This is a genomic window from Citrobacter tructae (assembly GCF_004684345.1).
Classification (GTDB): Bacteria; Pseudomonadota; Gammaproteobacteria; order Enterobacterales; family Enterobacteriaceae; genus Citrobacter; species Citrobacter tructae.
The window spans coordinates 1,716,264-1,739,900 of record NZ_CP038469.1 but is presented as its reverse complement, the minus strand read 5'-3'; the positions used below and the strand labels follow the sequence as shown (position 1 = coordinate 1,739,900).

The 23,637-nt window shown below is 52.9% G+C and carries 17 protein-coding genes; 12 read left to right on the top strand and 5 right to left on the bottom strand.

Going from position 1 to position 23,637, the window contains the following annotated elements; genetic code table 11:
* The first annotated feature begins 26 nt into the window (after window positions 1–26).
* The 4 genes from E4Z61_RS09190 (at window position 27) to E4Z61_RS09175 (ending at window position 3,308) form a co-directional block, all read left to right on the top strand.
* Window positions 27–1,259 (top strand): winged helix-turn-helix domain-containing protein, encoded by a 1,233-nt coding sequence (locus E4Z61_RS09190; protein ID WP_135322504.1) that lies wholly within the window; start codon window positions 27–29, stop codon window positions 1,257–1,259.
* Between the two features lie 51 nt (window positions 1,260–1,310).
* Entirely contained in the window at window positions 1,311–1,493 is a 183-nt protein-coding gene (gene ycaR / locus E4Z61_RS09185) for a protein YcaR (RefSeq protein WP_135322503.1), read from the top strand.
* Window positions 1,490–2,236 carry a 3-deoxy-manno-octulosonate cytidylyltransferase gene (gene kdsB / locus E4Z61_RS09180; RefSeq protein ID WP_135322502.1) on the top strand — a complete coding sequence of 249 codons (747 nt, stop codon included), beginning with the start codon at window positions 1,490–1,492 and terminating at the stop codon, window positions 2,234–2,236. The genes ycaR and kdsB overlap by 4 nt, the downstream gene beginning before the upstream one ends.
* Before the next feature lie 178 nt (window positions 2,237–2,414).
* Window positions 2,415–3,308: a YcbJ family phosphotransferase gene (locus E4Z61_RS09175; RefSeq protein WP_135322501.1), complete on the top strand. Its 894-nt coding sequence runs from the start codon at window positions 2,415–2,417 to the stop codon at window positions 3,306–3,308.
* On the opposite strand, the gene elyC is transcribed toward E4Z61_RS09175, so the two are convergent.
* Entirely contained in the window at window positions 3,285–4,064 is a 780-nt protein-coding gene (elyC, locus tag E4Z61_RS09170) for an envelope biogenesis factor ElyC (protein WP_135322500.1), read from the bottom strand. The genes E4Z61_RS09175 and elyC overlap by 24 nt on opposite strands.
* A 135-nt stretch (window positions 4,065–4,199) precedes the next feature.
* Here elyC and cmoM point away from each other — a divergent pair, with 135 nt between their 5' ends.
* The 7 genes from cmoM to E4Z61_RS09135 all read left to right on the top strand — a co-directional run bounded on the left by cmoM (window position 4,200) and on the right by E4Z61_RS09135 (window position 14,863).
* The gene (gene cmoM, locus E4Z61_RS09165) at window positions 4,200–4,979 is read left to right on the top strand and encodes a tRNA uridine 5-oxyacetic acid(34) methyltransferase CmoM (RefSeq protein ID WP_167817538.1); all 780 of its coding nucleotides are present in this window, start codon (window positions 4,200–4,202) and stop codon (window positions 4,977–4,979) included.
* Window positions 4,980–4,982: 3 nt separating this feature from the next.
* Window positions 4,983–6,305 (top strand): chromosome partition protein MukF, encoded by a 1,323-nt coding sequence (gene mukF, locus E4Z61_RS09160; protein WP_135322499.1) that lies wholly within the window; start codon window positions 4,983–4,985, stop codon window positions 6,303–6,305.
* Complete coding sequence (mukE, locus tag E4Z61_RS09155; protein WP_135322498.1) at window positions 6,286–6,990, top strand: chromosome partition protein MukE; 705 nt, start codon at window positions 6,286–6,288, stop codon at window positions 6,988–6,990. The genes mukF and mukE overlap by 20 nt, the downstream gene beginning before the upstream one ends.
* The gene (gene mukB, locus E4Z61_RS09150; protein ID WP_135322497.1) at window positions 6,990–11,450 is read left to right on the top strand and encodes a chromosome partition protein MukB; all 4,461 of its coding nucleotides are present in this window, start codon (window positions 6,990–6,992) and stop codon (window positions 11,448–11,450) included. Before mukE ends, mukB begins: the two co-directional genes overlap by 1 nt.
* A gap of 260 nt (window positions 11,451–11,710) precedes the next feature.
* Window positions 11,711–13,462 (top strand): L,D-transpeptidase, encoded by a 1,752-nt coding sequence (ldtD, locus tag E4Z61_RS09145; RefSeq protein ID WP_135322496.1) that lies wholly within the window; start codon window positions 11,711–11,713, stop codon window positions 13,460–13,462.
* 177 nt (window positions 13,463–13,639) lie between these two features.
* Window positions 13,640–14,188, top strand: coding sequence for a peptidoglycan L,D-endopeptidase MepK (gene mepK, locus E4Z61_RS09140; protein ID WP_135322495.1), 549 nt, complete (start codon window positions 13,640–13,642; stop codon window positions 14,186–14,188).
* Between the two features lie 27 nt (window positions 14,189–14,215).
* Entirely contained in the window at window positions 14,216–14,863 is a 648-nt protein-coding gene (locus tag E4Z61_RS09135) for an MBL fold metallo-hydrolase (protein WP_135322494.1), read from the top strand.
* Window positions 14,864–14,920: 57 nt separating this feature from the next.
* Here E4Z61_RS09135 and aspC read toward each other — a convergent pair whose 3' ends face one another.
* From aspC to pncB, 4 genes are all read right to left on the bottom strand, one after another.
* Window positions 14,921–16,111, bottom strand: coding sequence for an aspartate transaminase (gene aspC / locus E4Z61_RS09130; RefSeq protein ID WP_135322493.1), 1,191 nt, complete (start codon window positions 16,109–16,111; stop codon window positions 14,921–14,923).
* A gap of 183 nt (window positions 16,112–16,294) precedes the next feature.
* On the bottom strand, window positions 16,295–17,365 hold the full coding sequence (gene ompF, locus E4Z61_RS09125; protein ID WP_135322492.1) for a porin OmpF: 1,071 nt from the start codon (window positions 17,363–17,365) through the stop codon (window positions 16,295–16,297).
* Between the two features lie 615 nt (window positions 17,366–17,980).
* Window positions 17,981–19,381, bottom strand: a complete 1,401-nt coding sequence (gene asnS / locus E4Z61_RS09120; RefSeq protein WP_135322491.1) for an asparagine--tRNA ligase — start codon at window positions 19,379–19,381, stop codon at window positions 17,981–17,983.
* A gap of 165 nt (window positions 19,382–19,546) precedes the next feature.
* On the bottom strand, window positions 19,547–20,749 hold the full coding sequence (pncB, locus tag E4Z61_RS09115; RefSeq protein WP_135322490.1) for a nicotinate phosphoribosyltransferase: 1,203 nt from the start codon (window positions 20,747–20,749) through the stop codon (window positions 19,547–19,549).
* 265 nt (window positions 20,750–21,014) lie between these two features.
* On the opposite strand from pncB, the gene pepN reads away from it, so the two are divergent.
* A complete protein-coding gene (gene pepN / locus E4Z61_RS09110) occupies window positions 21,015–23,627 on the top strand; it encodes an aminopeptidase N (protein WP_135322489.1) in 2,613 nt (870 codons plus the stop codon).
* Window positions 23,628–23,637: the final 10 nt, after the last annotated feature.

Genomic DNA, 23,637 nt, shown 5'->3' with positions numbered 1-23,637 from the left:
GCAGCGAATGATTTATGAGGTTATCAATGTCGTTGCCACACCTTTCTCTGACGGATGCCCGTCATCTTCACCTTGCAGCACAAGGCCTGCTGAAAAAAACACGCCGCCGCGCAACTCAGGCAGATATTCTTGCGACTATTGCGCGAATGTCTTTACTGCAAATAGATACTATCAATATTGTCGCGCGCAGCCCTTACCTGGTACTGTTCAGTCGTCTGGGCGACTATTCTCCGCAGTGGCTTGATAGCTCGCTACAGCGCGGTGAACTGATGGAATATTGGGCGCATGAAGCCTGTTTCTTACCGCGCAGTGACTTTATGCTGATTCGCCATCGTATGCTGGCCCCTGAGAATATGGGCTGGAAGTACAAAGCGGGTTGGATGGAAGAACACGCCCATGAGATTGAACAGCTGCTGCAGCATATTCAGCATAATGGACCGGTGCGCTCGGCGGATTTCGAGCATCCGCGCAAAGGAACCAGTGGCTGGTGGGAATGGAAGCCACAGAAGCGTCATCTTGAAGGACTGTTCACCGCTGGCAGGGTGATGGTGGTGGAGCGACGTAATTTCCAGCGAGTCTATGATGTAACACATCGTGTCATGCCGCACTGGGATGACGAACGTGACCTGCTTTCGCAGACCGATGCGGAAATTGTTATGCTGGATAATAGCGCTCGCAGCCTCGGTATTTTTCGTGAACCGTGGCTGGTGGACTACTATCGTTTAAAGCGCCCGGAGCTCAAAAACTGGCGTGATGTGCGCGCTCAGCAGCAGCAAATTATCCCCGTCGACGTCGAAAGGTTGGGTCCTATGTGGCTTCATCGCGACTTGCTTCCGTTGCTTGAACAGGCACTGGCAGGTAAGTTAACGGCCACCCACAGCGCCGTTTTATCCCCCTTCGACCCGGTGGTCTGGGATCGTAAACGCGCGGAGCAGTTGTTCGACTTTAACTATCGACTGGAGTGCTACACGCCTGCGCCAAAACGGCAGTATGGCTATTTTGTTTTACCTCTGCTGCATCGTGGACAACTGGTTGGTCGTATGGATGCTAAAATGCACCGTAAAACGGGCGTGCTGGAGATCATCTCGCTTTGGTTGCAGGATGGCGTCAAACCGGGGGGAACCCTGCAAAAGGGTCTGTTCCAGGCAATCGATGACTTCGGGCGTTGGCAACAGGCGACGCGCGTAACGCTGGGACGATGCCCTGAAGGTTTATTTACTGATTGTCCTGATGGCTGGGAAATAGCCCCAGCCCGGTAAACGATTATGTTAATATTTACGGATTCACAATCCGGTCCATCTGGAGGAACTATGGATCATCGTCTGCTTGAAATTATTGCCTGCCCGGTCTGCAATGGAAAACTCTGGTTCAATCAGGAAAAACAAGAACTTATTTGTAAGCCGGACAACCTTGCTTTCCCACTGCGAGACGGCATTCCCGTTTTGCTGGAAACAGAAGCCCGCGCCCTGACAGCTGATGAGAGCAAATCATGAGTTTTGTGGTCATTATTCCCGCGCGCTATGCGTCAACGCGCTTGCCAGGTAAGCCGCTGCTGGATATCAACGGCAAGCCGATGATTGTGCATGTTCTGGAACGTGCGCGTGAGTCCGGTGCCGACCGTATTATTGTTGCTACCGATCATGAAGATGTCGCACGCGCCATTGAGGCGGTGGGCGGCGAAGTGTGCATGACGCGCGCCGATCACCAGTCCGGAACGGAGCGCCTGGCGGAAGTCGTCGAAAAATGTGGTTTTAGCGACGATACCGTTATTGTGAATGTTCAGGGTGATGAACCGATGATCCCGGCGGTCATTATTCGTCAGGTGGCAGAGAATCTGGCGCAGCGACAGGTCGGTATGGCAACACTTGCCGCGCCGATCCACACCACGGAAGAAGCCTTTAATCCCAATGCGGTAAAAGTGGTACTGGATTCTGAAGGTTATGCGCTCTATTTTTCACGGGCGACCATTCCCTGGGATCGCGACCGTTTTGCCAAAAGCCTCGAAACCGTCGGTGACACTTTCCTGCGTCATCTGGGAATTTATGGCTATCGCGCCGGTTTTATTCGTCGCTATGTCAACTGGCAGCCCAGCCCGCTTGAGCATATTGAAATGCTGGAACAGCTTCGCGTGCTGTGGTACGGCGAAAAAATTCACGTTGCTGTTGCTAAAGAGGTTCCTGGCACAGGCGTAGATACCACCGAAGATCTCGAGCGCGTTCGCGCCGAAATGCGTTAATTTTTCTCATCGCACTCCACCCGCTTACAGATTGATGTCTGACGCGTATTAGTGGGAGGAGTGTCGTATCGTTACTCATTTCCTCCATTTTTCTGTTCATCAATTGATCTCATCCGGGTGACATCCGTCTGCACGACGCTCATTATGAAAGCAGTCGCATTTATGAGGGCAATCTGAAATGGAACAGTTGCGTGCCGAACTCAGTCATTTATTGGGTGAAAAACTCAGTCGCATAGAATGCGTGAATGAAAAAGCGGATACGGCCCTGTGGTCACTGTATGACAGCCAGGGAAATCCAATGCCGCTGATGGCAAGGAGTTTCACCACGCCGGGTATGGCACAACAGTTAGCATGGAAAACGTCTATGCTGGCGCGCAGCGGTACGGTGCGCATGCCGGTCATTTATGGTGTTCTGACCCATGAGGAGCATCCCGGCCCGGACGTACTGCTACTTGAGCGCTTACGCGGCGTGCCGGTAGAGGCACCAGCCCGAACGCCCGAACGTTGGGAGCATTTAAAAGATCAGATCGTAGAAGGGATGCTGTCATGGCATCGCCAGGACAGCCGTGGCTGCGTGGGTGAAGTGGATAATACCCAGGAAAATTTCTGGCCGTCCTGGTACCGTCAACGCGTTGAAGTGCTATGGAGTACCCTCAACCAGTTCAGCAAAACTGGGTTAACGATGCAGGACAAGCGGATTTTGTTTCGTACCCGCGAGTGTCTGCCCGCTTTGTTCGAAGGATTTAATGATAACTGCGTCCTGATCCACGGGAATTTCAGTTTGCGCAGTATGCTCAAAGATGCTCGTAGCGATCAGCTCCTGGCGATGGTAGGACCCGGTTTAATGCTCTGGGCGCCAAGAGAGTTTGAGCTGTTCCGGCTGATGGATAATGCACTGGCGGAAAGTCTGCTGTGGCAATATCTGCAACGCGCGCCAGTGGCGGAGTCGTTCATCTGGCGACGTTGGTTGTACGTGTTGTGGGATGAAGTTGCCCAGTTGGTTAATACCGGGCGTTTCAGTCGGTCAAACTTTGATCTGGCAACCAAGTCACTGCTGCCCTGGCTCGCCTGATGAGCCTTTCAGCCACTGCCAAAGCCGTCCCAGCGTTTCATAGCCGACGCGATCGCTATGCATCAGCCAGACAGGAGAGGGAATGGCACGCTCCCACGGGTTAAGCGGTGAGTCGACCGCCAGCTGATTGGCGGGCGCAGGCAGCGGATGCAGTCCGGCCTGCTGGAAGAAAATCATCGCGCGCGGTAAATGCGATGCGGAGGTCACCAGCAGGAACGGTGCATCACCAATCGCTTTTTTCACCGCAGCAGCTTCTTCTTCGGTGTCTTTTGGCGTGTCCAGCGTGATGATATCACTGCGAGGAACGCCCAGCGATTGTGCCACGCGAGCGCCGACTTCCGCGGCGCTGACGGTATTGGTCTTCGCAATCCCTCCCGTGAAGATCAGCTTCGATCCTGGATTGGCTCGCCACAGACGCAGTCCTTCATTGAGGCGCGGAAGGCTATTACTGATAAGATTCGAACTCGGCGCCCACTGTGGGTTCCAGGTATAGCCCCCGCCCAAAACCACAATGTATTGGACTTTTTGCGTATCCTGCCAGGTGGGATAGGTATTCTCAATCGGTTTAAGCAGGCTATCGGCTACGGGTTGCAAGCTGAGCAGAAAAAGCGCCAGCCAGCTCAGGCTAATGCAAACTTTCCCTGTTTTCTGAAAGCGGCTAAACCACACCAGCACCAATCCTGCTCCCATAATCAGCAGTATCAATGGAAGCGGCAGCATCATACCGCCAATCACTTTCTTCAGCGTAAAAAGCATCCTTTCTGGTTCCTTTTTTGACCATATAGCAAGGGATCTGCAGGGATATTACACCAGAAAGGTTCATTCTCGGCGCGGGTGTGACAAAATAGCGGTTTTACTTAGTCACACTTAAGCCAGCATGTGGAGCGCGCGATGCGGGATCGCAATTTTGATGACATTGCCGAGAAGTTTTCCCGTAACATTTACGGTACCACTAAAGGTCAGCTTCGCCAGACGATCCTCTGGCAGGATCTGGACAAGCTTCTTGCCGAATACGCGGGTCAAACATTGCGAGTGCTTGATGCGGGTGGCGGAGAAGGGCAGACAGCCATCCTCATGGCACAGCGGGGCCATCACGTCACCCTATGCGATCTTTCTGCCGAAATGGTGGTGCGAGCTCAGCGTGCGGCAGAAGAGCAAGGTGTGAGCGACAACATGCATTTTATACATTGTGCCGCTCAGGACATTCCGCAGCATTTGGATTCTCAGGTTGATCTGATATTGTTTCATGCTGTGCTGGAATGGGTGGCCGACCCGCAAGCCGTCTTAAAAACACTGTGGTCGATGTTACGTCCTGGCGGTGATTTATCGCTGATGTTCTACAATGCAAACGGTCTGTTGATGCGTAATGTGTTGGTAGGCAATTTCGGCTATGTGCAGCAGGGAATGTATAAAAAGAAACGGCGCACGTTGTCTCCCGACTTCCCGCGCGAGCCTCAGCAGGTCTACGGTTGGCTGGAGGAGATCGGCTGGGAGATAACCGGTAAAACGGGCGTGAGGGTGTTTCATGATTATCTGCGTGATAAACAAAAACAGCATGACTGTTTAGACGCTTTAACAGAAATAGAAACGCGCTATTGCCGCCAGGAGCCGTTTATTAGCCTTGGGCGTTATATTCATGTCACCGCGCGCAAACCGCAGATGCAAGGATAACCTATGAGTGAATTTTCCCAGACAGTCCCCGAACTGGTTGCCTGGGCCAGAAAAAATGACTTTTCCATCTCTCTGCCGGTAGACAGACTTTCTTTTCTGCTGGCGGTGGCTACGCTGAACGGTGAGCGGCTTGACGGTGAGATGAGTGAAGGCGAACTGGTGGATGCGTTCCGCCATGTCAGTGATGCGTTTGAGCAAACCAGCGAAACCATCGGCGTGCGCGCCAACAACGCGATCAACGATATGGTGCGTCAACGTCTGCTGAACCGCTTTACCAGCGAGCAGGCGGAAGGAAACGCTATCTATCGTCTGACACCCTTGGGGATTGGCATCACCGATTATTACATCCGTCAGCGTGAGTTTTCGACGCTGCGCCTCTCCATGCAGCTCTCTATTGTGGCTGGTGAGCTGAAGCGCGCGGCAGACGCGGCCGAAGAAGGTGGCGATGAGTTCCACTGGCACCGTAATGTCTACGCGCCGTTGAAATATTCAGTGGCGGAAATCTTCGACAGCATTGACCTGACGCAGCGCATTATGGACGAGCAGCAGCAGCAGGTGAAAGATGACATTGCTCAGTTGCTGAATAAAGACTGGCGGGCGGCGATTTCCAGCTGCGAAATGCTGTTGTCTGAAACCTCCGGCACGCTGCGTGAGCTGCAGGATACGCTGGAAGCTGCGGGGGATAAGCTACAGGCTAATCTGCTGCGGATTCAGGACGCCACGATGACTCATGACGATCTGCACTTCGTTGATCGTCTGGTGTTTGACTTACAGAGCAAGCTCGACCGTATTATCAGCTGGGGTCAGCAATCCATCGATCTGTGGATCGGCTACGATCGCCACGTGCATAAATTTATCCGTACCGCGATTGATATGGATAAAAACCGCGTCTTTGCCCAGCGTTTGCGCCAGTCTGTCCAGACTTACTTTGACGAACCGTGGGCGCTGACCTACGCCAATGCCGATCGTCTGCTGGATATGCGTGACGAAGAGATGGTGCTGCGTGATGAAGAGGTCACAGGGGAACTGCCGCCGGATCTGGAGTATGAAGAATTTAACGAGATCCGTGAACAGCTGGCGGCGATCATCGAAGAACAGTTGGCTATTTATAAATCCAGACAAACGCCACTGGATCTCGGTTTGGTTGTGCGCGAGTATCTGGCGCAATATCCGCGTGCGCGCCACTTCGATGTCGCACGTATTGTTATCGATCAGGCGGTACGCCTTGGCGTAGCGCAAGCAGATTTCACCGGACTGCCAGCCAAATGGCAGCCGATTAATGATTACGGAGCCAAGGTACAGGCGCATGTCATTGACAAATATTGAAAAAGTGATGCCGGTTAAGCTGGCGCAGGCGCTGGCGAATCCGTTATTTCCGGCGCTGGACAGCGCATTACGTTCGGGGCGACATATCGGCCTGGATGAGCTGGACAATCATGCCTTCCTGATGGATTTTCAGGAATACTTTGAAGAATTTTACAGCCGCTATAACGTGGAACTGATCCGCGCCCCGGAGGGTTTTTTCTATCTTCGTCCGCGTTCCACTACGCTCATTCCTCGTTCGGTGTTGTCCGAACTGGACATGATGGTCGGTAAAATTCTTTGCTATCTCTATCTCAGCCCGGAACGACTGGCGAATGAAGGGATTTTTACCCAGCAAGAACTGTACGACGAACTGCTGACGCTAGCTGATGAAGCCAAATTGCTCAGACTGGTGAATAACCGCTCAACCGGCTCGGACGTTGACCGCCAGAAGCTGCAGGAGAAGGTGCGTTCTTCATTAAACCGCCTGCGCCGCTTAGGCATGGTGTGGTTTATGGGCCATGACAGCAGCAAATTCCGCATTACGGAATCTGTCTTCCGCTTTGGCGCAGACGTGCGCAGCGGTGACGATCCACGCGAAGCGCAGCGTCGCTTAATTCGTGATGGCGAAGCGATGTCGGTCGAAAACCACCTGCAGCTCAACGATGAGCCAGAAGAGAATCAGCCGGACAGTGGAGAGGAAGAATAATGATTGAACGCGGTAAATTTCGCTCACTAACGCTGATTAACTGGAATGGTTTTTTCGCCCGCACGTTTGACTTGGATGAGCTGGTCACCACGCTGTCCGGCGGGAACGGGGCGGGTAAATCCACCACCATGGCGGCATTTGTTACGGCGCTGATCCCCGACCTAACCCTGCTACATTTTCGTAATACCACCGAAGCCGGTGCGACCAGCGGTTCTCGCGATAAAGGCCTGCACGGTAAGCTCAAAGCGGGTGTCTGTTACTCGATGCTCGACGTTTTGAACTCGCGTCATCAGCGCGTGGTGGTTGGCGTGCGCTTGCAACAGATAGCCGGACGCGATCGTAAAGTAGATATCAAACCATTCGCCATTCAGGGGCTGCCGATGTCGGTACAGCCAACCGAACTGGTCACGGAAACGTTGAATGAGCGTCAGGCGCGCGTACTGTCTCTTGCTGAGCTGAAAGATAAGCTTGAAGAGATGGAAGGCGTACAGTTTAAGCAGTTCAACTCGATCACTGATTATCACTCGTTGATGTTCGATTTGGGCATCATCGCCCGTCGTCTGCGCTCAGCCTCAGACCGAAGTAAGTTCTATCGCCTGATTGAAGCCTCGCTGTACGGCGGGATTTCCAGTGCGATCACCCGTTCTCTTCGTGATTACCTGCTGCCGGAAAACGGCGGGGTGCGTAAAGCATTCCAGGATATGGAAGCCGCGCTGCGTGAAAACCGCATGACGCTGGAAGCGATACGCGTTACCCAGTCTGATCGTGACCTGTTCAAGCACCTAATCAGCGAAGCGACCAACTACGTGGCGGCGGACTATATGCGCCATGCTAACGAGCGTCGCATCCACCTTGATAAAGCGCTGGAATATCGTCGCGAGCTGCACACCTCTCGTAAACAGCTGGCTGCAGAACAGTATAAACACGTGGAGATGGCACGTGAGCTGGGTGAGCACAATGGTGCCGAAGGCGACCTTGAAGCGGATTATCAGGCGGCCAGCGATCATCTGAATCTGGTGCAAACCGCGCTGCGTCAACAAGAAAAAATTGAACGCTATGAAGCGGATCTTGAAGAGTTGCAGATCCGTCTCGAAGAACAAAATGAAGTGGTGGCGGAAGCTGCCGATCGTCAGGAAGAGAATGAAGCCAGGGCGGAAGCCGCAGAACTGGAAGTGGATGAGCTGAAAAGCCAGCTTGCAGATTACCAGCAGGCGTTGGATGTTCAGCAAACCCGAGCGATTCAGTACACCCAGGCCATTCAGGCGCTGAGCCGGGCCAAAGAGATCTGTCACTTGCCGGATCTGACGGCAGACTCCGCAGCAGAGTGGCTGGAAACCTTCCAGGCGAAAGAGCAGGAAGCCACGGAAAAGCTGCTGACGCTGGAACAAAAAATGAGCGTGGCGCAAACCGCGCACAGCCAGTTCGAACAGGCCTATCAGTTGGTGGCGGCGATCAACGGACCGCTGGCGCGCAGCGAAGCCTGGAGCGTAGCGCGTGAGCTGCTGCGTGAAGGCGTTGAGCAGCGGCATCTGGCAGAGCAGGTTCAGCCGCTGCGGATGCGGCTGAGCGAGCTGGAGCAGCGTCTGCGCGAACAGCAGGAAGCCGAGCGTTTGCTGGCGGAGTTCTGTAAGCGTCAGGGTAAACATTTCGACATCGACGAGCTGGAAGCCCTGCATCAGGAACTGGAAGCCCGCATCGCGTCCCTGTCTGATAGCGTGTCGTCTGCCAGCGAACAGCGTATGAACCTGCGTCAGGAGCAGGAACAGCTGCAATCCCGGATTCAGCATTTAATGCAGCGTGCACCCGTCTGGCTGGCGGCGCAAAATAGCCTCAACCAGCTTAGCGAACAGTGCGGTGAAGAGTTCACCTCCAGTCAGGAGGTCACCGAATACCTGCAACAGCTGCTGGAACGCGAACGCGAAGCCATTGTTGAGCGTGATGAAGTCGGCGCGCGTAAAAACGCGGTTGATGAAGAGATTGAACGCTTAAGTCAGCCGGGCGGCGCGGAAGATCAGCGTCTCAACGCGCTGGCCGAACGTTTCGGCGGCGTACTGCTGTCAGAAATCTACGACGATGTCAGCCTTGAAGATGCTCCGTACTTCTCCGCCCTGTATGGCCCGTCGCGCCATGCCATTGTGGTACCGGATCTGTCGCTGGTCACCGAACAGTTGGCCGGATTGACCGATTGCCCGGAAGACCTCTATTTCATCGAAGGGGACCCGCAGTCGTTTGATGACAGCGTCTTCAGCGTTGATGAACTGGAAAACGCGGTGGTGGTGAAAACCGCCGAGCGGCAGTGGCGTTATTCCCGTTTCCCGACGGTACCGATTTTTGGTCGTGCCGCACGAGAAAGCCGCATCGAAACCCTGCATGCCGAGCGTGAAGGGTTGTCCGAACGCTTCGCCACGCTTTCGTTTGACGTTCAGAAAACGCAACGTCTGCACCAGGCGTTTAGTCGCTTTATTGGTAGCCATCTGGCTGTGGCGTTTGAAGCCGATCCTGAAGCAGAGATCCGTCAGCTGAACAGCCGCCGCGTTGAGCTGGAGCGTGCACTGACCAATCATGAAAATGATAACCAGCAGCAACGCATGCAGTTTGAACAGGCGAAAGAAGGGGTCTCTGCCCTGAACCGTCTGCTGCCGCGTTTGAATTTGCTGGCCGATGACACCTTAGCCGACCGCGTGGACGAAATCCGTGAACGTCTGGATGAAGCCCAGGAGGCGGCGCGTTTCGTTCAGCAGCATGGCAATCAGCTCGCCAAACTGGAGCCAATGGTTTCAGTTCTGCAAAATGACCCCGAGCAGTTTGAACAGTTAAAAGAAGACTACGCGTACTCTCAGCAGATGCAGCGTGACGCGCGCCAACAGGCATTTGCGTTGACCGAAGTTGTACAGCGCCGCGCACACTTTAGCTATTCCGACTCGGCAGAAATGCTCAGCGGTAACAGCGATCTGAACGAGAAACTGCGTGAACGTCTGGAGCACGCCGAAGCTGAACGTACCCGTGCTCGTGAAGCCTTGCGCAGTCATGCCGCGCAGTTAAGCCAGTACAGCCAGGTGATGGCGTCGCTGAAAAGTTCGTATGACACGAAAAAAGAACTGCTCAACGATTTACAGCGCGAGCTGCAGGATATTGGTGTTCGCGCCGATAGCGGTGCGGAAGAACGTGCGCGTATCCGTCGTGATGAGTTGCACGCGCAGCTCAGCAATAACCGTGCGCGCCGTAACCAACTGGAAAAAGCACTGACCTTCTGCGAAGCCGAGATGGATAACCTGACCCGCAGGTTGCGCAAGCTGGAACGCGATTACTTTGAAATGCGCGAACAGGTAGTCATGGCGAAAGCCGGATGGTGCGCCGTGATGCGCATGGTGAAAGACAACGGTGTTGAACGCCGCCTGCACCGTCGCGAGTTGGCTTATCTTTCCGGTGATGAATTACGTTCAATGTCGGATAAGGCGTTGGGTGCGCTGCGTCTGGCGGTGGCGGATAACGAACACCTGCGTGACGTGCTGCGCATGTCTGAAGATCCGAAGCGCCCGGAACGCAAGATTCAGTTCTTCGTGGCGGTCTACCAGCATCTGCGCGAACGTATTCGTCAGGATATTATTCGTACCGACGATCCGGTGGAAGCCATCGAGCAGATGGAAATTGAGCTGAGCCGCCTGACGGAAGAGTTAACCTCGCGTGAGCAGAAGCTGGCGATCAGTTCCCGCAGCGTGGCGAACATTATCCGTAAGACTATCCAGCGCGAGCAAAACCGTATTCGCATGTTGAACCAGGGGCTGCAAAACGTCTCCTTCGGTCAGGTCAACAGCGTTCGTCTGAACGTGAACGTGCGTGAAACCCACGCCACGTTGCTGGATGTCCTGTCCGAGCAGCACGAGCAGCACCAGGATCTGTTTAACAGCAACCGTCTGACCTTCTCGGAAGCGCTGGCGAAACTGTATCAGCGCCTGAATCCGCAGATCGACATGGGACAGCGCACGCCGCAAACTATCGGCGAAGAACTGCTGGATTACCGCAACTATCTGGAAATGGAAGTTGAAGTTAACCGTGGTTCAGACGGCTGGTTACGTGCTGAATCCGGTGCGCTGTCAACGGGTGAAGCGATCGGTACCGGGATGTCGATTCTGGTGATGGTGGTGCAAAGCTGGGAAGATGAAGGGCGTAGACTGCGCGGGAAGGATATTTCGCCTTGCCGTCTGCTGTTCCTTGATGAGGCCGCGCGACTTGATGCGCGCTCTATCGCGACCCTGTTTGAACTGTGCGAGCGTTTGCAGATGCAGCTTATCATCGCTGCACCGGAGAACATCAGCCCGGAGAAAGGCACTACCTACAAACTGGTGCGTAAAGTCTTCCAGAATACTGAACACGTTCACGTGGTAGGTCTGCGCGGGTTTGCGCCGCAGTTACCAGAGCCGTTGCCTGGAACAGAAGACGCCTCTTCGCAGGCAAGTTAAGTTAAGAAGGCGGCTCTCAGGCCGCCTTCTTCTTTTCTGAAAAGTATGCAATGCCTGGTGTAATTTCTTTATATTTCTTTACATTAGGTTAGGCAAAAACGATTTGATGTTTATATACTGAAGATAAGCCTGACGCGTCACTGGGCTTGCTCGTCATACTTCAGAGTGTATTGGCGTTTTACAGACCTCGCCCTGAGACAATCGGGAGAATACTAGCGGTCTGGCTATTTAAGTATGATAAAGAAAACAGGGGGCAAGGGATGTTGCTTAATAAAATGTGTGGTCGTCGGCTGTCGGCAATCAGTTTGTGCCTGGCCGTAACATTCGCTCCACTGTTCAATGCGCAGGCCGATGAGCCTGAAATGATCCCCGGCGATAGCTCAACGGTCGTTAGTGAGCAGCCAACCGCGCTATCACAGCCGCAGGGACAATCTTTCGCAACAGCCGTCATGGCGGGTATTCAGGCGCTGCCGGATGGCGCGTCTGCGGAAAAAGCCCGCGCCGAATTACGTTCTCAACTTCCAGCAGGTTATACGCCGGTTTACATCAGCCAACTGGCGTTGCTGTATGCCGCACGCGATATGAAACCCATGTGGGAAAATCGCGATGCGGTTAAAGCCTTCCAGCAGCAGTTAGCCGAGGTGGCTATTGCCGGTTTTCAGCCGCAGTTCACTACCTGGGTGGCATTACTGACCGACCCTGGCGTGACGGGACTGGCGCGGGATGCCGTCCTTTCTGATGCCATGATGGGCTATCTTCACTTTATTGCCAACATCCCGGTCAAAGGTAACCGCTGGCTATACAGCGAGAAGCCCTACGCGCTGACCACGCCACCCATTTCGGTGATTAATCAATGGCAGGTGGCGTTGGATAATGGCCAGCTGACCCCTTTTATTGCCAGCCTGACGCCGCAACACCCGCAGTACGCAGCGATGCATGAATCGCTGCTCAAGCTGGTGGGCGATTCACGCCCGTGGCCACAGTTAACCAGCACAACCACGCTGCGCCCAGGCGAATGGAGTAATGACATTCCGGCCCTGCGTGAAATTTTGCAGCGTACCGGTATGCTGGATGCTGCCGTCAGTACGGCTGCCAGAGAAGGGCGTGGCGCTTACGACCGTGAACTGGTTGCGGCGGTAAAGCGTTTTCAGACCTGGCAAGGGCTTGGGGCAGATGGTGCGATTGGTCCTGCAACACGTGACTGGCTGAACGTGACACCGGCGCAACGCGCGGGCGTACTGGCACTGAATATTCAGCGTTTACGCCTGTTGCCGGGCGAGTTGTCTACCGGGATCATGGTAAATATCCCGGCTTACTCGTTAGTTTATTATCAAAACGGCAGTCAGGTGCTGGATTCGCGGGTCATTGTTGGACGTCCTGACCGTAAAACGCCGATGATGAGCAGCGCGCTGAATAACGTCGTCGTTAACCCACCGTGGAACGTCCCGCCGACGCTGGCACGCAAAGATATTCTGCCGAAGGTATGGAACGATCCGGGCTATCTCGAACGTCACGGGTATACCGTAATACGTGGCTGGAATAGCAAACAGACCATCGACCCGTGGCAGGTTGACTGGTCGACGATTACGCCATCAAATCTGCCGTTCCGCTTCCAGCAGGCGCCGGGTGCGCGCAACTCGCTGGGACGTTATAAATTCAATATGCCGAGTTCAGATGCTATTTATCTGCACGATACGCCGAATCACAATTTGTTCCAGAAGGATACGCGGGCGCTCAGTTCCGGTTGTGTGCGTGTGAATAAGGCTTCGGAACTGGCGAATATGCTGCTGCAGGATGCGGGCTGGAATGATTCACGGATTTCGGATGCGCTGAAACAAGGGGACACGCGCTACGTGACTATTCGCCAAAATATTCCGGTCAATCTTTACTATCTGACCGCATTTGTGGGACCCGATGGGCGTACGCAATATCGTACAGATATTTACAATTACGATCTCACCGCGCGATCCAGTGCACAAATTGTTTCAAAAGCCGAACAATTAATCAGATAAATGAAGCAGTTCGAGGAAAATGATTGTCGTAAGTTATGTTGGAAGCGGGGCGGAATGGCTGTAAGCCCCGTGTTTCCTGGGGTTGGGAGCCTTGACGCGGACTAGTTAGCCCGGTAAGGTTTCCCGCGTGCGCTAGAGCATACATACGATAACATTGACCTTGTAGACCTTAATACCATGGACAAATTTGACGCTAATCGCCGCAAACTGCTGGCGCTTGGTGGCATTGCCCTCGGCGCTGCCATCCTGCCCACGCCTGCGTTTGCTACACTCTCCACCCCACGTCCGCGTATATTGACTTTGAATAACCTGCATACCGGGGAGTCAATTAAAGCAGAGTTTTTTGATGGCAGGGGCTATATTCAGGACGAATTAGCAAAACTTGATCACTTTTTCCGTGATTTTCGCGCGAATAAAGTGAAATCCATCGATCCGGGATTGTTCGATCAACTCTTCCGTCTGCAAGGCCTTCTCGGCACGCGTAAACCCGTACAGCTGATCTCCGGCTATCGTTCTGTCGATACCAATAACGAATTACGCGCGCGCAGTCGCGGTGTGGCAAAGAAAAGCTACCACACCAAAGGGCAGGCAATGGATTTCCACATTGAAGGCGTTGCATTAAGTAATATTCGCAAAGCTGCGTTATCTATGCGCGCAGGTGGTGTAGGATACTACCCACGCAGTAACTTTGTGCATATTGACACCGGGCCAGCACGGCACTGGTGAGCCGTAGCTTAATGAAACAGGAGCTGTATGAACTATCGTATTATTCCGGTCACTGCATTCGCTCAGAACTGCTCGCTGATCTGGTGTGAACAAACACGTCTGGCCGCGTTGGTCGATCCCGGCGGCGATGCCGAGAAAATCAAACAGGAAGTGGATGCCAGCGGTTTGACGCTGATGCAGATCCTGCTCACGCATGGTCATCTTGACCACGTGGGAGCGGCGTCTGAACTGGCGCAGCATTATGGCGTACCGGTAATCGGCCCGGAAAAAGAAGATGAGTTCTGGCTGCAGGGTCTGCCCGCGCAGAGCCGCATGTTTGGTCTGGGAGACTGTGAGCCGCTGACGCCCGATCGCTGGTTAAATGAAGGCGATCGTATCAGCGTCGGCAACGTGACATTACAGGTGTTGCATTGTCCGGGTCATACACCGGGGCACGTGGTCTTCTTTGATGAACAGTCAAAGCTGCTGATTTCAGGCGATGTGATTTTCAAAGGCGGAGTAGGACGTAGTGACTTCCCGCGTGGGGATCACAGCCAACTGATCGACTCGATTAAACGCAAGCTATTACCCCTGGGTGATGACGTGACGTTTATTCCCGGTCACGGCCCGCTTTCTACGCTGGGCAATGAACGCCAGCATAACCCGTTCCTGCAGGATGAAATGCCGGTCTGGTAAATGAAAGTCAGATAAATGAAAAAGGCCGCAGCAGCGGCCTTTTTAGTCTTTAGTCACTTACAGTACAGCGACAATCGCTTCACACAGCGGTGCCATGTTATCTGGCGTCATACCCGCCACGTTCACGCGTCCGGAAGCAACAGCATAAACGCCAAACTCTTCACGCAGACGCAGAACCTGTTCTTTCGTCAGACCGCTGAAGGAGAACATGCCGTTCTGTTTGATGATAAAGCTGAAGTCGCGGTTTGCACCTTTCTCCTGCAATGTATTCACAAACAGCAGGCGCATGCGCTGAATGCGCTGGCGCATATCGGTCAGTTCCTGCTCCCAGATGGCGCGCAGGGCATCATTGCTCAGAATGGTGGCAACAACCGACGCACCGTGAGCAGGCGGGTTGGAATAGTTGGCACGAATGACAGATTTCATCTGGCTGAATGCACGGTCAACGGTGTCGGCATCGGCGGCAACCAGCGTACAGGCACCAACGCGCTCATTGTACAGGCCAAAGTTTTTGGAGTAAGAGCTGGCGACAATAAGCTCTTTGTGCAGTGCAGCGAATGCGCGCAGGCCTTCGGCATCTTCTTCCAGACCACGAGCAAAGCCCTGATAAGCAAAGTCGAACAGCGGTAACCAGCCTTTTTCGACCGACAGCTGCGCCAGCGTTTGCCACTGTTCCAGCGTAGGGTCAATACCGGTTGGGTTATGGCAGCAGCCGTGGAACAGCACCACGTCACCCGCCTGTGCTTCACTGAGGCTTGCCAGCAGTGCATCAAAGTCTAAGGAATGGTTTGCCGCGTCGTAATAATTGTACTCACGAACTTCCAGACCGGCGGAGTTAAAGACGCTCTTATGGTTCGGCCAGCTTGGGTTACTCACCCATACGCGTTGAGTTGAGGTATTTTTTGCCAGGAAGTCAGCAGCCACACGCAGTGCACCTGTACCGCCAGGGGTTTGTGCTGTACGCGCGCGTTTGTCGTTAATCAGTACGTTACCTTTACCAAACAGTAATTCCTGAGTGCAATGACCAAACTCCGGAATACCGTCAATGCCAAGGTAGTTTTTGGTGGTTTCATTTTCCAGTATATATTGCTCGGCTTTCTTCACGCTGGTTAACACCGGCGTTTTGCCTGTCTCATCTTTATATACACCGATCCCGAGGTTGATTTTCCCAGGGCGGTCATCGGCACGAAACAAATCAGCCAGGCCCAAAATTGGGTCGGCAGGAGCGGCGGTAATGTTCTCAAACATGACGAGGTTCCATTGTGGTTACAGAAGGGAAGTCCGCTATCAGGTTAACGGGAGATTTACAAAATGCCAACCGTTAGTGACGAAAAGCAGGAGTGTTTTTTGAAGACGCAAGAATCCGCTGGCGGATATAAAAAAACAGGACCGAAGTCCTGTTTTTTAGGCATTTAACAAAGAGGTCTGCTATTAGAACTGGTAAACGATACCAACAGCAACGGTGTCGTCAGAGCCTACGCCCAGTTTGTTGTCGGAATCGATCTGGTTGATGATGTAATCAACATAGGTGGACATGTTTTTGTTGAAGTAGTAAGTCGCACCCACTTCGAAGTAGTTCACCAGATCTACGTCACCGATACCTTCGATGTCCTTACCTTTAGATTTGGTATAGGCGATGGACGGACGCAGGCCGAAGTCGAACTGATACTGAGCAACCAACAGCACGTCTTCAGTTTTGTTTGCATAACCGTTGGAGATACGGGTCGCGTTACGGGTTTCGCTGTAGTTCGCCGCCAGGTAGATGCTGTTAGCATCGTATTTCACGCCGGTAGCCCACTGCTCAGCTTTCGCGCCGTGACCATATTGCAGTTGTTCTTGCGCGTTGGTACGGTCAGCCGCACCATAAGCACCCACGATACCGAAGCCGTCGAATTCGTAGCTTACCGATCCGCCAACGCCATCGCCGTTAGAGCGACGCGCGTCATCACGTTCGTTTTTGCCCAGGTACTGTACAGCGAAGCTGAGGCCTTCAACCATACCGAAGAAGTTGGAGTTACGGTAAGTTGCAAGACCGCCGTTACGCTGAGAGAAGAACTGATCGGAGGCAGCAGTATCACCACCGAATTCTGGCAGCATATCGGTGTAACCCAGAGCATCGTATACGACGCCGTAGTTACGACCGTAATCGAAGGAGCCTGCATCGCCATACTTCAGACCAGCAAAGGCCAGACGGGTTTTGTTGCCGTCCTGCGCGTTTGAGCCTTCAGCGTTGTTGCCGGCAAAGTTGTATTCCCACTGACCGTAACCGGTCAGATCGGAATTAATCTGAGTTTCCCCTTTGAAACCAAGACGGGCATAGGTCTGGTCGCCGTTGCCACCGTAGCTATTTTCACCGTTGTGCTTGGAAAAATAGTGCAGACCTACTGCTTTACCGTACAGGTCTACTTTGTTGCCATCTTTGTTATAGATTTCTGCAGCGTTAGCTGCCCCGGCTACCAGCAGTGCAGGGATAACCACTGCCAGAATATTGCGCTTCATCATTATTTATTACCCTCATCGGTTTTTATATGACACCTGCCACTGCCGCCAATAAATTCCGTCAATCAAAATTTACGGAACTATTGATGAGAGTTTGGTGTCTTTATGTGTCTGACAGGCATCTTTCCATTCAAACTAGCGTTTCGCTACCGTCAAAGTGCTACAAATATAAAGATTTGGTTTCAAAAAGAAAAAATATGTAACAAAGTGTTATTTTTATGCAACTTTGTGAACAACTTCAAATTTCAGCTGTCCCTGCGCTAAAAACAATCAATTCTATTTCTATTTATATGATTTTCTTATGTTTAATTTTTATAACGCCAATTTTTTGCACGGATGCTGGAAAGAACGATGTTTACAGTTGACTATTTTTAGCCGTCTGGAATGCCGTGCAAATGGTTAAAAATTGTTCTATTTAATCAGAAAATGCTAATCCACAATAAAAATACTGATTATTTTTTGTGCGCAAATATTGCAGTGAAACATTACGTAACAGGAATGGAGGGGGAAGAAGTTGCATTCATGTGGAATTGCGCGGCGGCATGAGTGAAAGTCATTGTCTGGGTGATGGATATTAAAAAGGCCAGCAATGCTGGCCTTTGGATGAATCATTCAGAATTAGAAGCTGGCGTTACGCGGCGTACGTGGGAACGGAATAACATCACGAACGTTTTGCACGCCGGTGACGTAAGCGATCAGACGCTCAAAACCCAGACCGAAGCCGGAATGCGGAACGGTACCGTAGCGACGCAGGTCGCGATACCACCAGTAATCTTCCTTGTTCAGACCCATTTCCAGCATGCGGGCATCCAGCACGTCAAGACGTTCTTCACGCTGTGAACCACCGATGATTTCACCGATTCCCGGCGCCAGAACGTCCATTGCGGCGACGGTTTTACCGTCTTCGTTAAGACGCATATAAAACGCCTTGATATCTTTCGGGTAGTTTTTAACCACTACCGGCGCTTTAAAGTGCTCTTCTGCGAGGTAGCGCTCGTGCTCAGAAGACAGGTCAACACCCCAGTACACCGGGTTCTCGAATTTTTTACCGCATTTTTCCAGAATGCTTACTGCGTCGGTGTAATCCACCTGCGCGAAGTCAGCCTCAATGAAACGCTCCAGGCGTGAAACCGCGTCTTTGTCGACACGTTCAGCGAAGAATTTCATGTCGTCTGCACGTTCTTCCAGTACGGCTTTGAACGCGTACTTCAGCATGGCTTCAGCCAGGCCCGCAACATCGTTCAGATCGGCAAAAGCGACTTCCGGCTCCAGCATCCAGAACTCAGCCAGGTGGCGGCTGGTATTGGAGTTTTCTGCACGGAAGGTCGGGCCAAAAGTATAAATTTTGGATAGGGCACAGGCGTAGGTTTCGCCGTTCAACTGACCTGAAACGGTCAGGAACGCTTCTTTACCGAAGAAGTCCTTATCGAAATCGACTTTCCCCTGATCGTTACGCGGCAGGTTTTCCAGATCCAGCGTCGAAACGCGGAACATTTCACCAGCACCTTCCGTATCGGAAGCGGTGATCAGCGGAGTCGATACCCAAAAGAAACCTTGCTCGTGGAAAAAACGATGCAGCGCCTGCGCCAGCGTATGACGTACGCGCGCGACCGCACCAATCATGTTGGTACGTGGACGCATATGCGCCACTTCACGCAGGTACTCAATGCTGTGACGTTTTGCTGCCATTGGGTAGGTATCAGGATCGTCAACCCAGCCGGTCACTTCAACCTCGGTGGCCTGAATCTCAAAGCTCTGTCCCTGTCCAGGAGACGCAACAACTTTACCCGTTACGATAACCGAGCAACCCGTCGTCAGACGTAATACGTCTTGATTGTAATTGGGCAGAGAATTATTGATGACGGCCTGTACAGGATCAAAGCAGGAACCGTCATAAACGGCGAGGAAGGAGATGCCAGCTTTTGAATCTCGGCGGGTACGCACCCATCCGCGCACGGTGACTTCGCTGTCAACGGCTACGCGGCCCTGGAGTACGTCGGCTACAGGCACTACGCTCATAATAGTCTCTCTGTTAATAGTCGGATATATAAACACATGTCCACCCGTAATGGGGGGATACCTATGTTACCTGGCATCTGCAATCAGACAAGCAGAATTCGTAGCTGGAGTGAAAGATTTCGGAAATAAACGCGAAAAGGGAGTCGAAACGACTCCCTGGAGAGATTAACTGGCTTTTTTGATGTGTGGAAGGTCGAAGGCTTTGCGCAGCGCACGGACAAACGCTTTATCGTGGCAAATGGTTTTACCTGGACTATCGGATAACTTCGCCACCGGTTTACCGTTGCATTCAACCAGCTTGATAACGATATTCAGCGGCTTAACCTGAGGAATATTGCAGGTCAAGCGCGTGCCAATACCGAAACTCAGCTGCACGCGAGACGAGAAGTGGCGATAAAGTTCAATCGTTTTCTTCAAATCGAGGTTATCGGAGAACACCAGCGTTTTGCTGAGTGGGTCGATACCCAGCTTCTCGTAATGCGCGATGGCTTTTTCACCCCATTCCACCGGATCGCCAGAGTCATGACGCAGACCCTGATAGCGGGTCGCAAACTCAACGCCAAAATCGCGTAAAAATGCGTCCATGGTGATGCAGTCGGTCAGCGCAATGCCAAGCTTGTCAGGGTACTCATTCAGCCAGGCGGCAAGCGCGACGCGCTGGCTGGTGGCAAGCTCAGGGCTAATTTGCTGATGCGCCTGGAACCATTCATGCGCCTGCGTCCCCATTGGGGTTAATGACAGGCGACGGGCGAGATCGTAGTTACTGGTGCCAACAAACCACGGTTCTTGCTGAAGACGTTTAACAATAGCCTGCTGTACTTCACGCGAAAAACGCCGGCGTGTCCCGAAATCCATCAGATGGAAGCGGGACATATCGATATCTTTCGTTAAAGCAGAGAATTCGACTAGTTTGCTTTCCAGTTCATCCAGCGCCTGTGGGACGCCTGATTCAGGCGAACGGTAACGGTGCGCCAGCTCGCTTATCACCGCCAACAGAGGGACTTCCCACATGATCACTTCACGCCACGGCCCGGTTAAGCGGATGTTCAGCTTACCGTTATCGTTGGTGACGCAGACCTGTTGCGGGTTATAGCGGAAATCGCGTAACCAGTTCAGGTAGTCGACTTTAAAGAAAGGCAGGCCGGAGAGCCACTGGTACTCGTCCTCCTGCAGTTGCAGGTGCTGCATAGCATTCACCTGCTCGCGAATAGAATCGGCATAAATACCGAGCAGGTCATCGCCACGGCAACGAAATTCAGCCGCTACTTGTACATCATAGTAGTGGTGAAAAACGGCTTGCTGCATATGCAACTTATAAGCGTCTGTATCCAGCAGCGAGTGCAGAACAGGAGAAGCGAATTGTGTCATAGGTGCGCAGTAGCATCCTCTCACGGGAGCGTTTAGTACAATAAACAACTAAGAAAACCGCTGGAGTATACCCTGTTTAGCGATTTATTGAACCCCGATCACACCATAAGCTGTCTTTCTGGTCGAGGGCAATTCGTGCCTCGTGTTATACAAATGTAGCAAAAAGGGTGTTTGTACCTGAAAAGATGAACATTCTGCGTAGCGCGATTTACGCAACAGGAATAGACTGAACCCGAGACTCTACCCAAGATGCTAAAGGTTTTTTATGACACAACAGCCACAAGCCAAATACCGCCACGACTACCGTGCGCCGGATTACCAGATTACTGATATTGACTTGACCTTTGACCTGGATGCTGAAAAAACCGTGGTCACTGCCGTGAGCCAGGCTGTCCGTCATGGTGCGTCTGATGCTCCCCTATGCCTGAATGGCGAGGATCTGACCCTGGTGTCAATCCACGTGAACGACGAACCGTGGAAAGAGTATAAAGAAGAAGAGGGTGCTCTGGTCATCAGCCACCTGCCGGAACGTTTTACGCTGCGTATCGTGAATGAAATAAGTCCAGCAGCTAATACCGCACTGGAAGGACTGTATAAGTCCGGAGACGCGCTGTGCACGCAGTGCGAAGCAGAAGGTTTCCGCCATATTACCTGGTATCTTGACCGCCCGGACGTGCTGGCGCGCTTTACCACCAAAATTATCGCCAATAAAACCAAATACCCGTTCCTGCTTTCCAACGGTAACCGCGTGGCACAGGGCGAACTGGATAACGGTCGTCACTGGGTGCAGTGGCAGGATCCGTTCCCGAAGCCGTGTTATCTGTTCGCGCTGGTGGCCGGTGATTTCGATGTCCTGAGCGACACCTTTACCACCCGTTCAGGGCGTGAAGTGGCGTTGGAGTTGTACGTCGATCGCGGCAACCTGGATCGCGCGCCGTGGGCGATGACCTCGTTGAAAAATTCCATGAAATGGGATGAAGAGCGTTTTGGCCTGGAGTATGACCTCGACATCTACATGATTGTCGCGGTGGACTTCTTTAATATGGGCGCAATGGAGAATAAAGGTCTGAACATCTTTAACTCCAAATACGTGCTGGCGCGTGCCGATACCGCCACTGACAAAGACTACCTCGATATTGAGCGCGTCATTGGTCACGAATATTTTCACAACTGGACCGGTAACCGCGTCACCTGTCGCGACTGGTTCCAGTTGAGCCTAAAAGAAGGCTTAACCGTGTTCCGCGACCAGGAGTTCAGCTCCGATCTCGGTTCTCGCGCAGTAAACCGGATCAGCAATGTGCGCACCATGCGCGGTCTGCAGTTTGCCGAAGATGCCAGCCCGATGGCGCATCCTATCCGCCCGGATCAGGTTATCGAAATGAACAACTTCTATACCCTGACGGTGTACGAAAAGGGTGCAGAAGTGATTCGTATGATCCACACCCTGCTGGGTGAGGCTAACTTCCAGAAAGGGATGCAGCTCTATTTCGAACGTCATGACGGTAGCGCCGCGACCTGTGATGATTTCGTGCAGGCGATGGAAGATGCGTCCAACGTCGATCTCTCCCATTTCCGTCGCTGGTACAGCCAGTCTGGTACACCCGTTGTGACTGTGCGTGATGATTACAATCCATCAACTGAGCAGTACACGCTGACTATCAGCCAGCGTACGCCGACCACGCCGGATCAGGCTGAAAAACAACCGCTGCATATTCCTTTCGCCATTGAGTTGTACGACAACGAAGGGAAAGTGATCCCGCTTCAAAAAGGTGGGCATCCGGTGAATTCTGTACTCAACGTCACCCAGGCGGAACAGACCTTTGTCTTTGATAACGTCTACTTCCAGCCTGTTCCGGCACTGCTGTGCGAATTCTCTGCACCGGTAAAACTGGAATATAAATGGAGCGATCAGCAGCTGACCTTCCTGATGCGTCACGCGCGTAATGATTTCTCCCGTTGGGATGCGGCGCAAAGCCTGCTGGCAACGTACATTAAGCTGAATGTTGCCCGCCACCAGCAGGGACAACCGCTGTCGCTGCCTGTACACGTGGCCGATGCGTTCCGCGCGATTCTGTTGGATGAGAAAATCGATCCGGCGCTGGCGGCTGAGATCCTGACGCTGCCTTCGGCGAATGAGATTGCCGAGCTGTTTGAGATTATCGATCCAGTAGCGATTACCGAAGTGCGCGAGGCGTTAACCCGCACGCTGGCGGCTGAACTGGCAGATGAATTCCTCGCCATTTATAACGCTAACCATCTTGATGAGTACCGCGTTGAGCATGGCGATATTGGTAAACGCACGTTGCGTAATGCCTGTTTGCGCTTCCTGGCCTTCGGCGAAACGCATCTGGCAGATACCCTGGTGAGCAAGCAATACCACGAAGCCAATAACATGACTGATGCGCTGGCGGCCCTGTCGGCTGCGGTAGCGGCGCAGTTGCCGTGTCGCGATGCGCTGATGCAGGCGTATGATGACAAGTGGCATCATGACGGTCTGGTGATGGATAAATGGTTTATCCTGCAATCCACCAGCCCGGCGGACAATGTGCTGGAAACGGTACGTGGCCTGTTGCAGCATCGCTCCTTTAGCATGAGCAACCCAAACCGTATCCGTTCTTTGATTGGCGCTTTCGCGGGCAGCAACCCGGCGGCATTCCATGCAGAAGATGGCAGCGGTTATCAGTTCCTGGTCGACATGCTGACCGAGTTGAACAGCCGTAACCCGCAAGTGGCATCACGTCTGATTGAGCCGTTAATCCGCTTAAAGCGTTATGATGCTAAACGCCAGGCGAAGATGCGTGCAGCGCTGGAACAGCTGAAAGGTCTGGAGAATCTCTCCGGTGATCTGTTCGAGAAGATAACCAAAGCGTTAGCCTGATAATGTTGCC

Bases quoted from the DNA above. Each gene is read 5' to 3' on its own strand.
- kdsB (WP_135322502.1), top strand. From the start codon at position 1,490: ATGAGTTTTGTGGTCATTATTCCCGCGCGCTATGCGTCAACGCGCTTG.
- aspC (WP_135322493.1), bottom strand. From the start codon at position 16,111: ATGTTTGAGAACATTACCGCCGCTCCTGCCGACCCAATTTTGGGCCTG.
- elyC (WP_135322500.1), bottom strand. From the start codon at position 4,064: ATGCTTTTTACGCTGAAGAAAGTGATTGGCGGTATGATGCTGCCGCTT.
- ycaR (WP_135322503.1), top strand. From the start codon at position 1,311: ATGGATCATCGTCTGCTTGAAATTATTGCCTGCCCGGTCTGCAATGGA.
- cmoM (WP_167817538.1), top strand. From the start codon at position 4,200: ATGCGGGATCGCAATTTTGATGACATTGCCGAGAAGTTTTCCCGTAAC.
- asnS (WP_135322491.1), bottom strand. From the start codon at position 19,381: ATGAGCGTAGTGCCTGTAGCCGACGTACTCCAGGGCCGCGTAGCCGTT.
- E4Z61_RS09190 (WP_135322504.1), top strand. From the start codon at position 27: ATGTCGTTGCCACACCTTTCTCTGACGGATGCCCGTCATCTTCACCTT.
- mepK (WP_135322495.1), top strand. From the start codon at position 13,640: ATGGACAAATTTGACGCTAATCGCCGCAAACTGCTGGCGCTTGGTGGC.
- mukE (WP_135322498.1), top strand. From the start codon at position 6,286: ATGTCATTGACAAATATTGAAAAAGTGATGCCGGTTAAGCTGGCGCAG.
- ldtD (WP_135322496.1), top strand. From the start codon at position 11,711: ATGTTGCTTAATAAAATGTGTGGTCGTCGGCTGTCGGCAATCAGTTTG.
- E4Z61_RS09175 (WP_135322501.1), top strand. From the start codon at position 2,415: ATGGAACAGTTGCGTGCCGAACTCAGTCATTTATTGGGTGAAAAACTC.
- mukB (WP_135322497.1), top strand. From the start codon at position 6,990: ATGATTGAACGCGGTAAATTTCGCTCACTAACGCTGATTAACTGGAAT.
- E4Z61_RS09135 (WP_135322494.1), top strand. From the start codon at position 14,216: ATGAACTATCGTATTATTCCGGTCACTGCATTCGCTCAGAACTGCTCG.
- pncB (WP_135322490.1), bottom strand. From the start codon at position 20,749: ATGACACAATTCGCTTCTCCTGTTCTGCACTCGCTGCTGGATACAGAC.
- pepN (WP_135322489.1), top strand. From the start codon at position 21,015: ATGACACAACAGCCACAAGCCAAATACCGCCACGACTACCGTGCGCCG.
- ompF (WP_135322492.1), bottom strand. From the start codon at position 17,365: ATGATGAAGCGCAATATTCTGGCAGTGGTTATCCCTGCACTGCTGGTA.
- mukF (WP_135322499.1), top strand. From the start codon at position 4,983: ATGAGTGAATTTTCCCAGACAGTCCCCGAACTGGTTGCCTGGGCCAGA.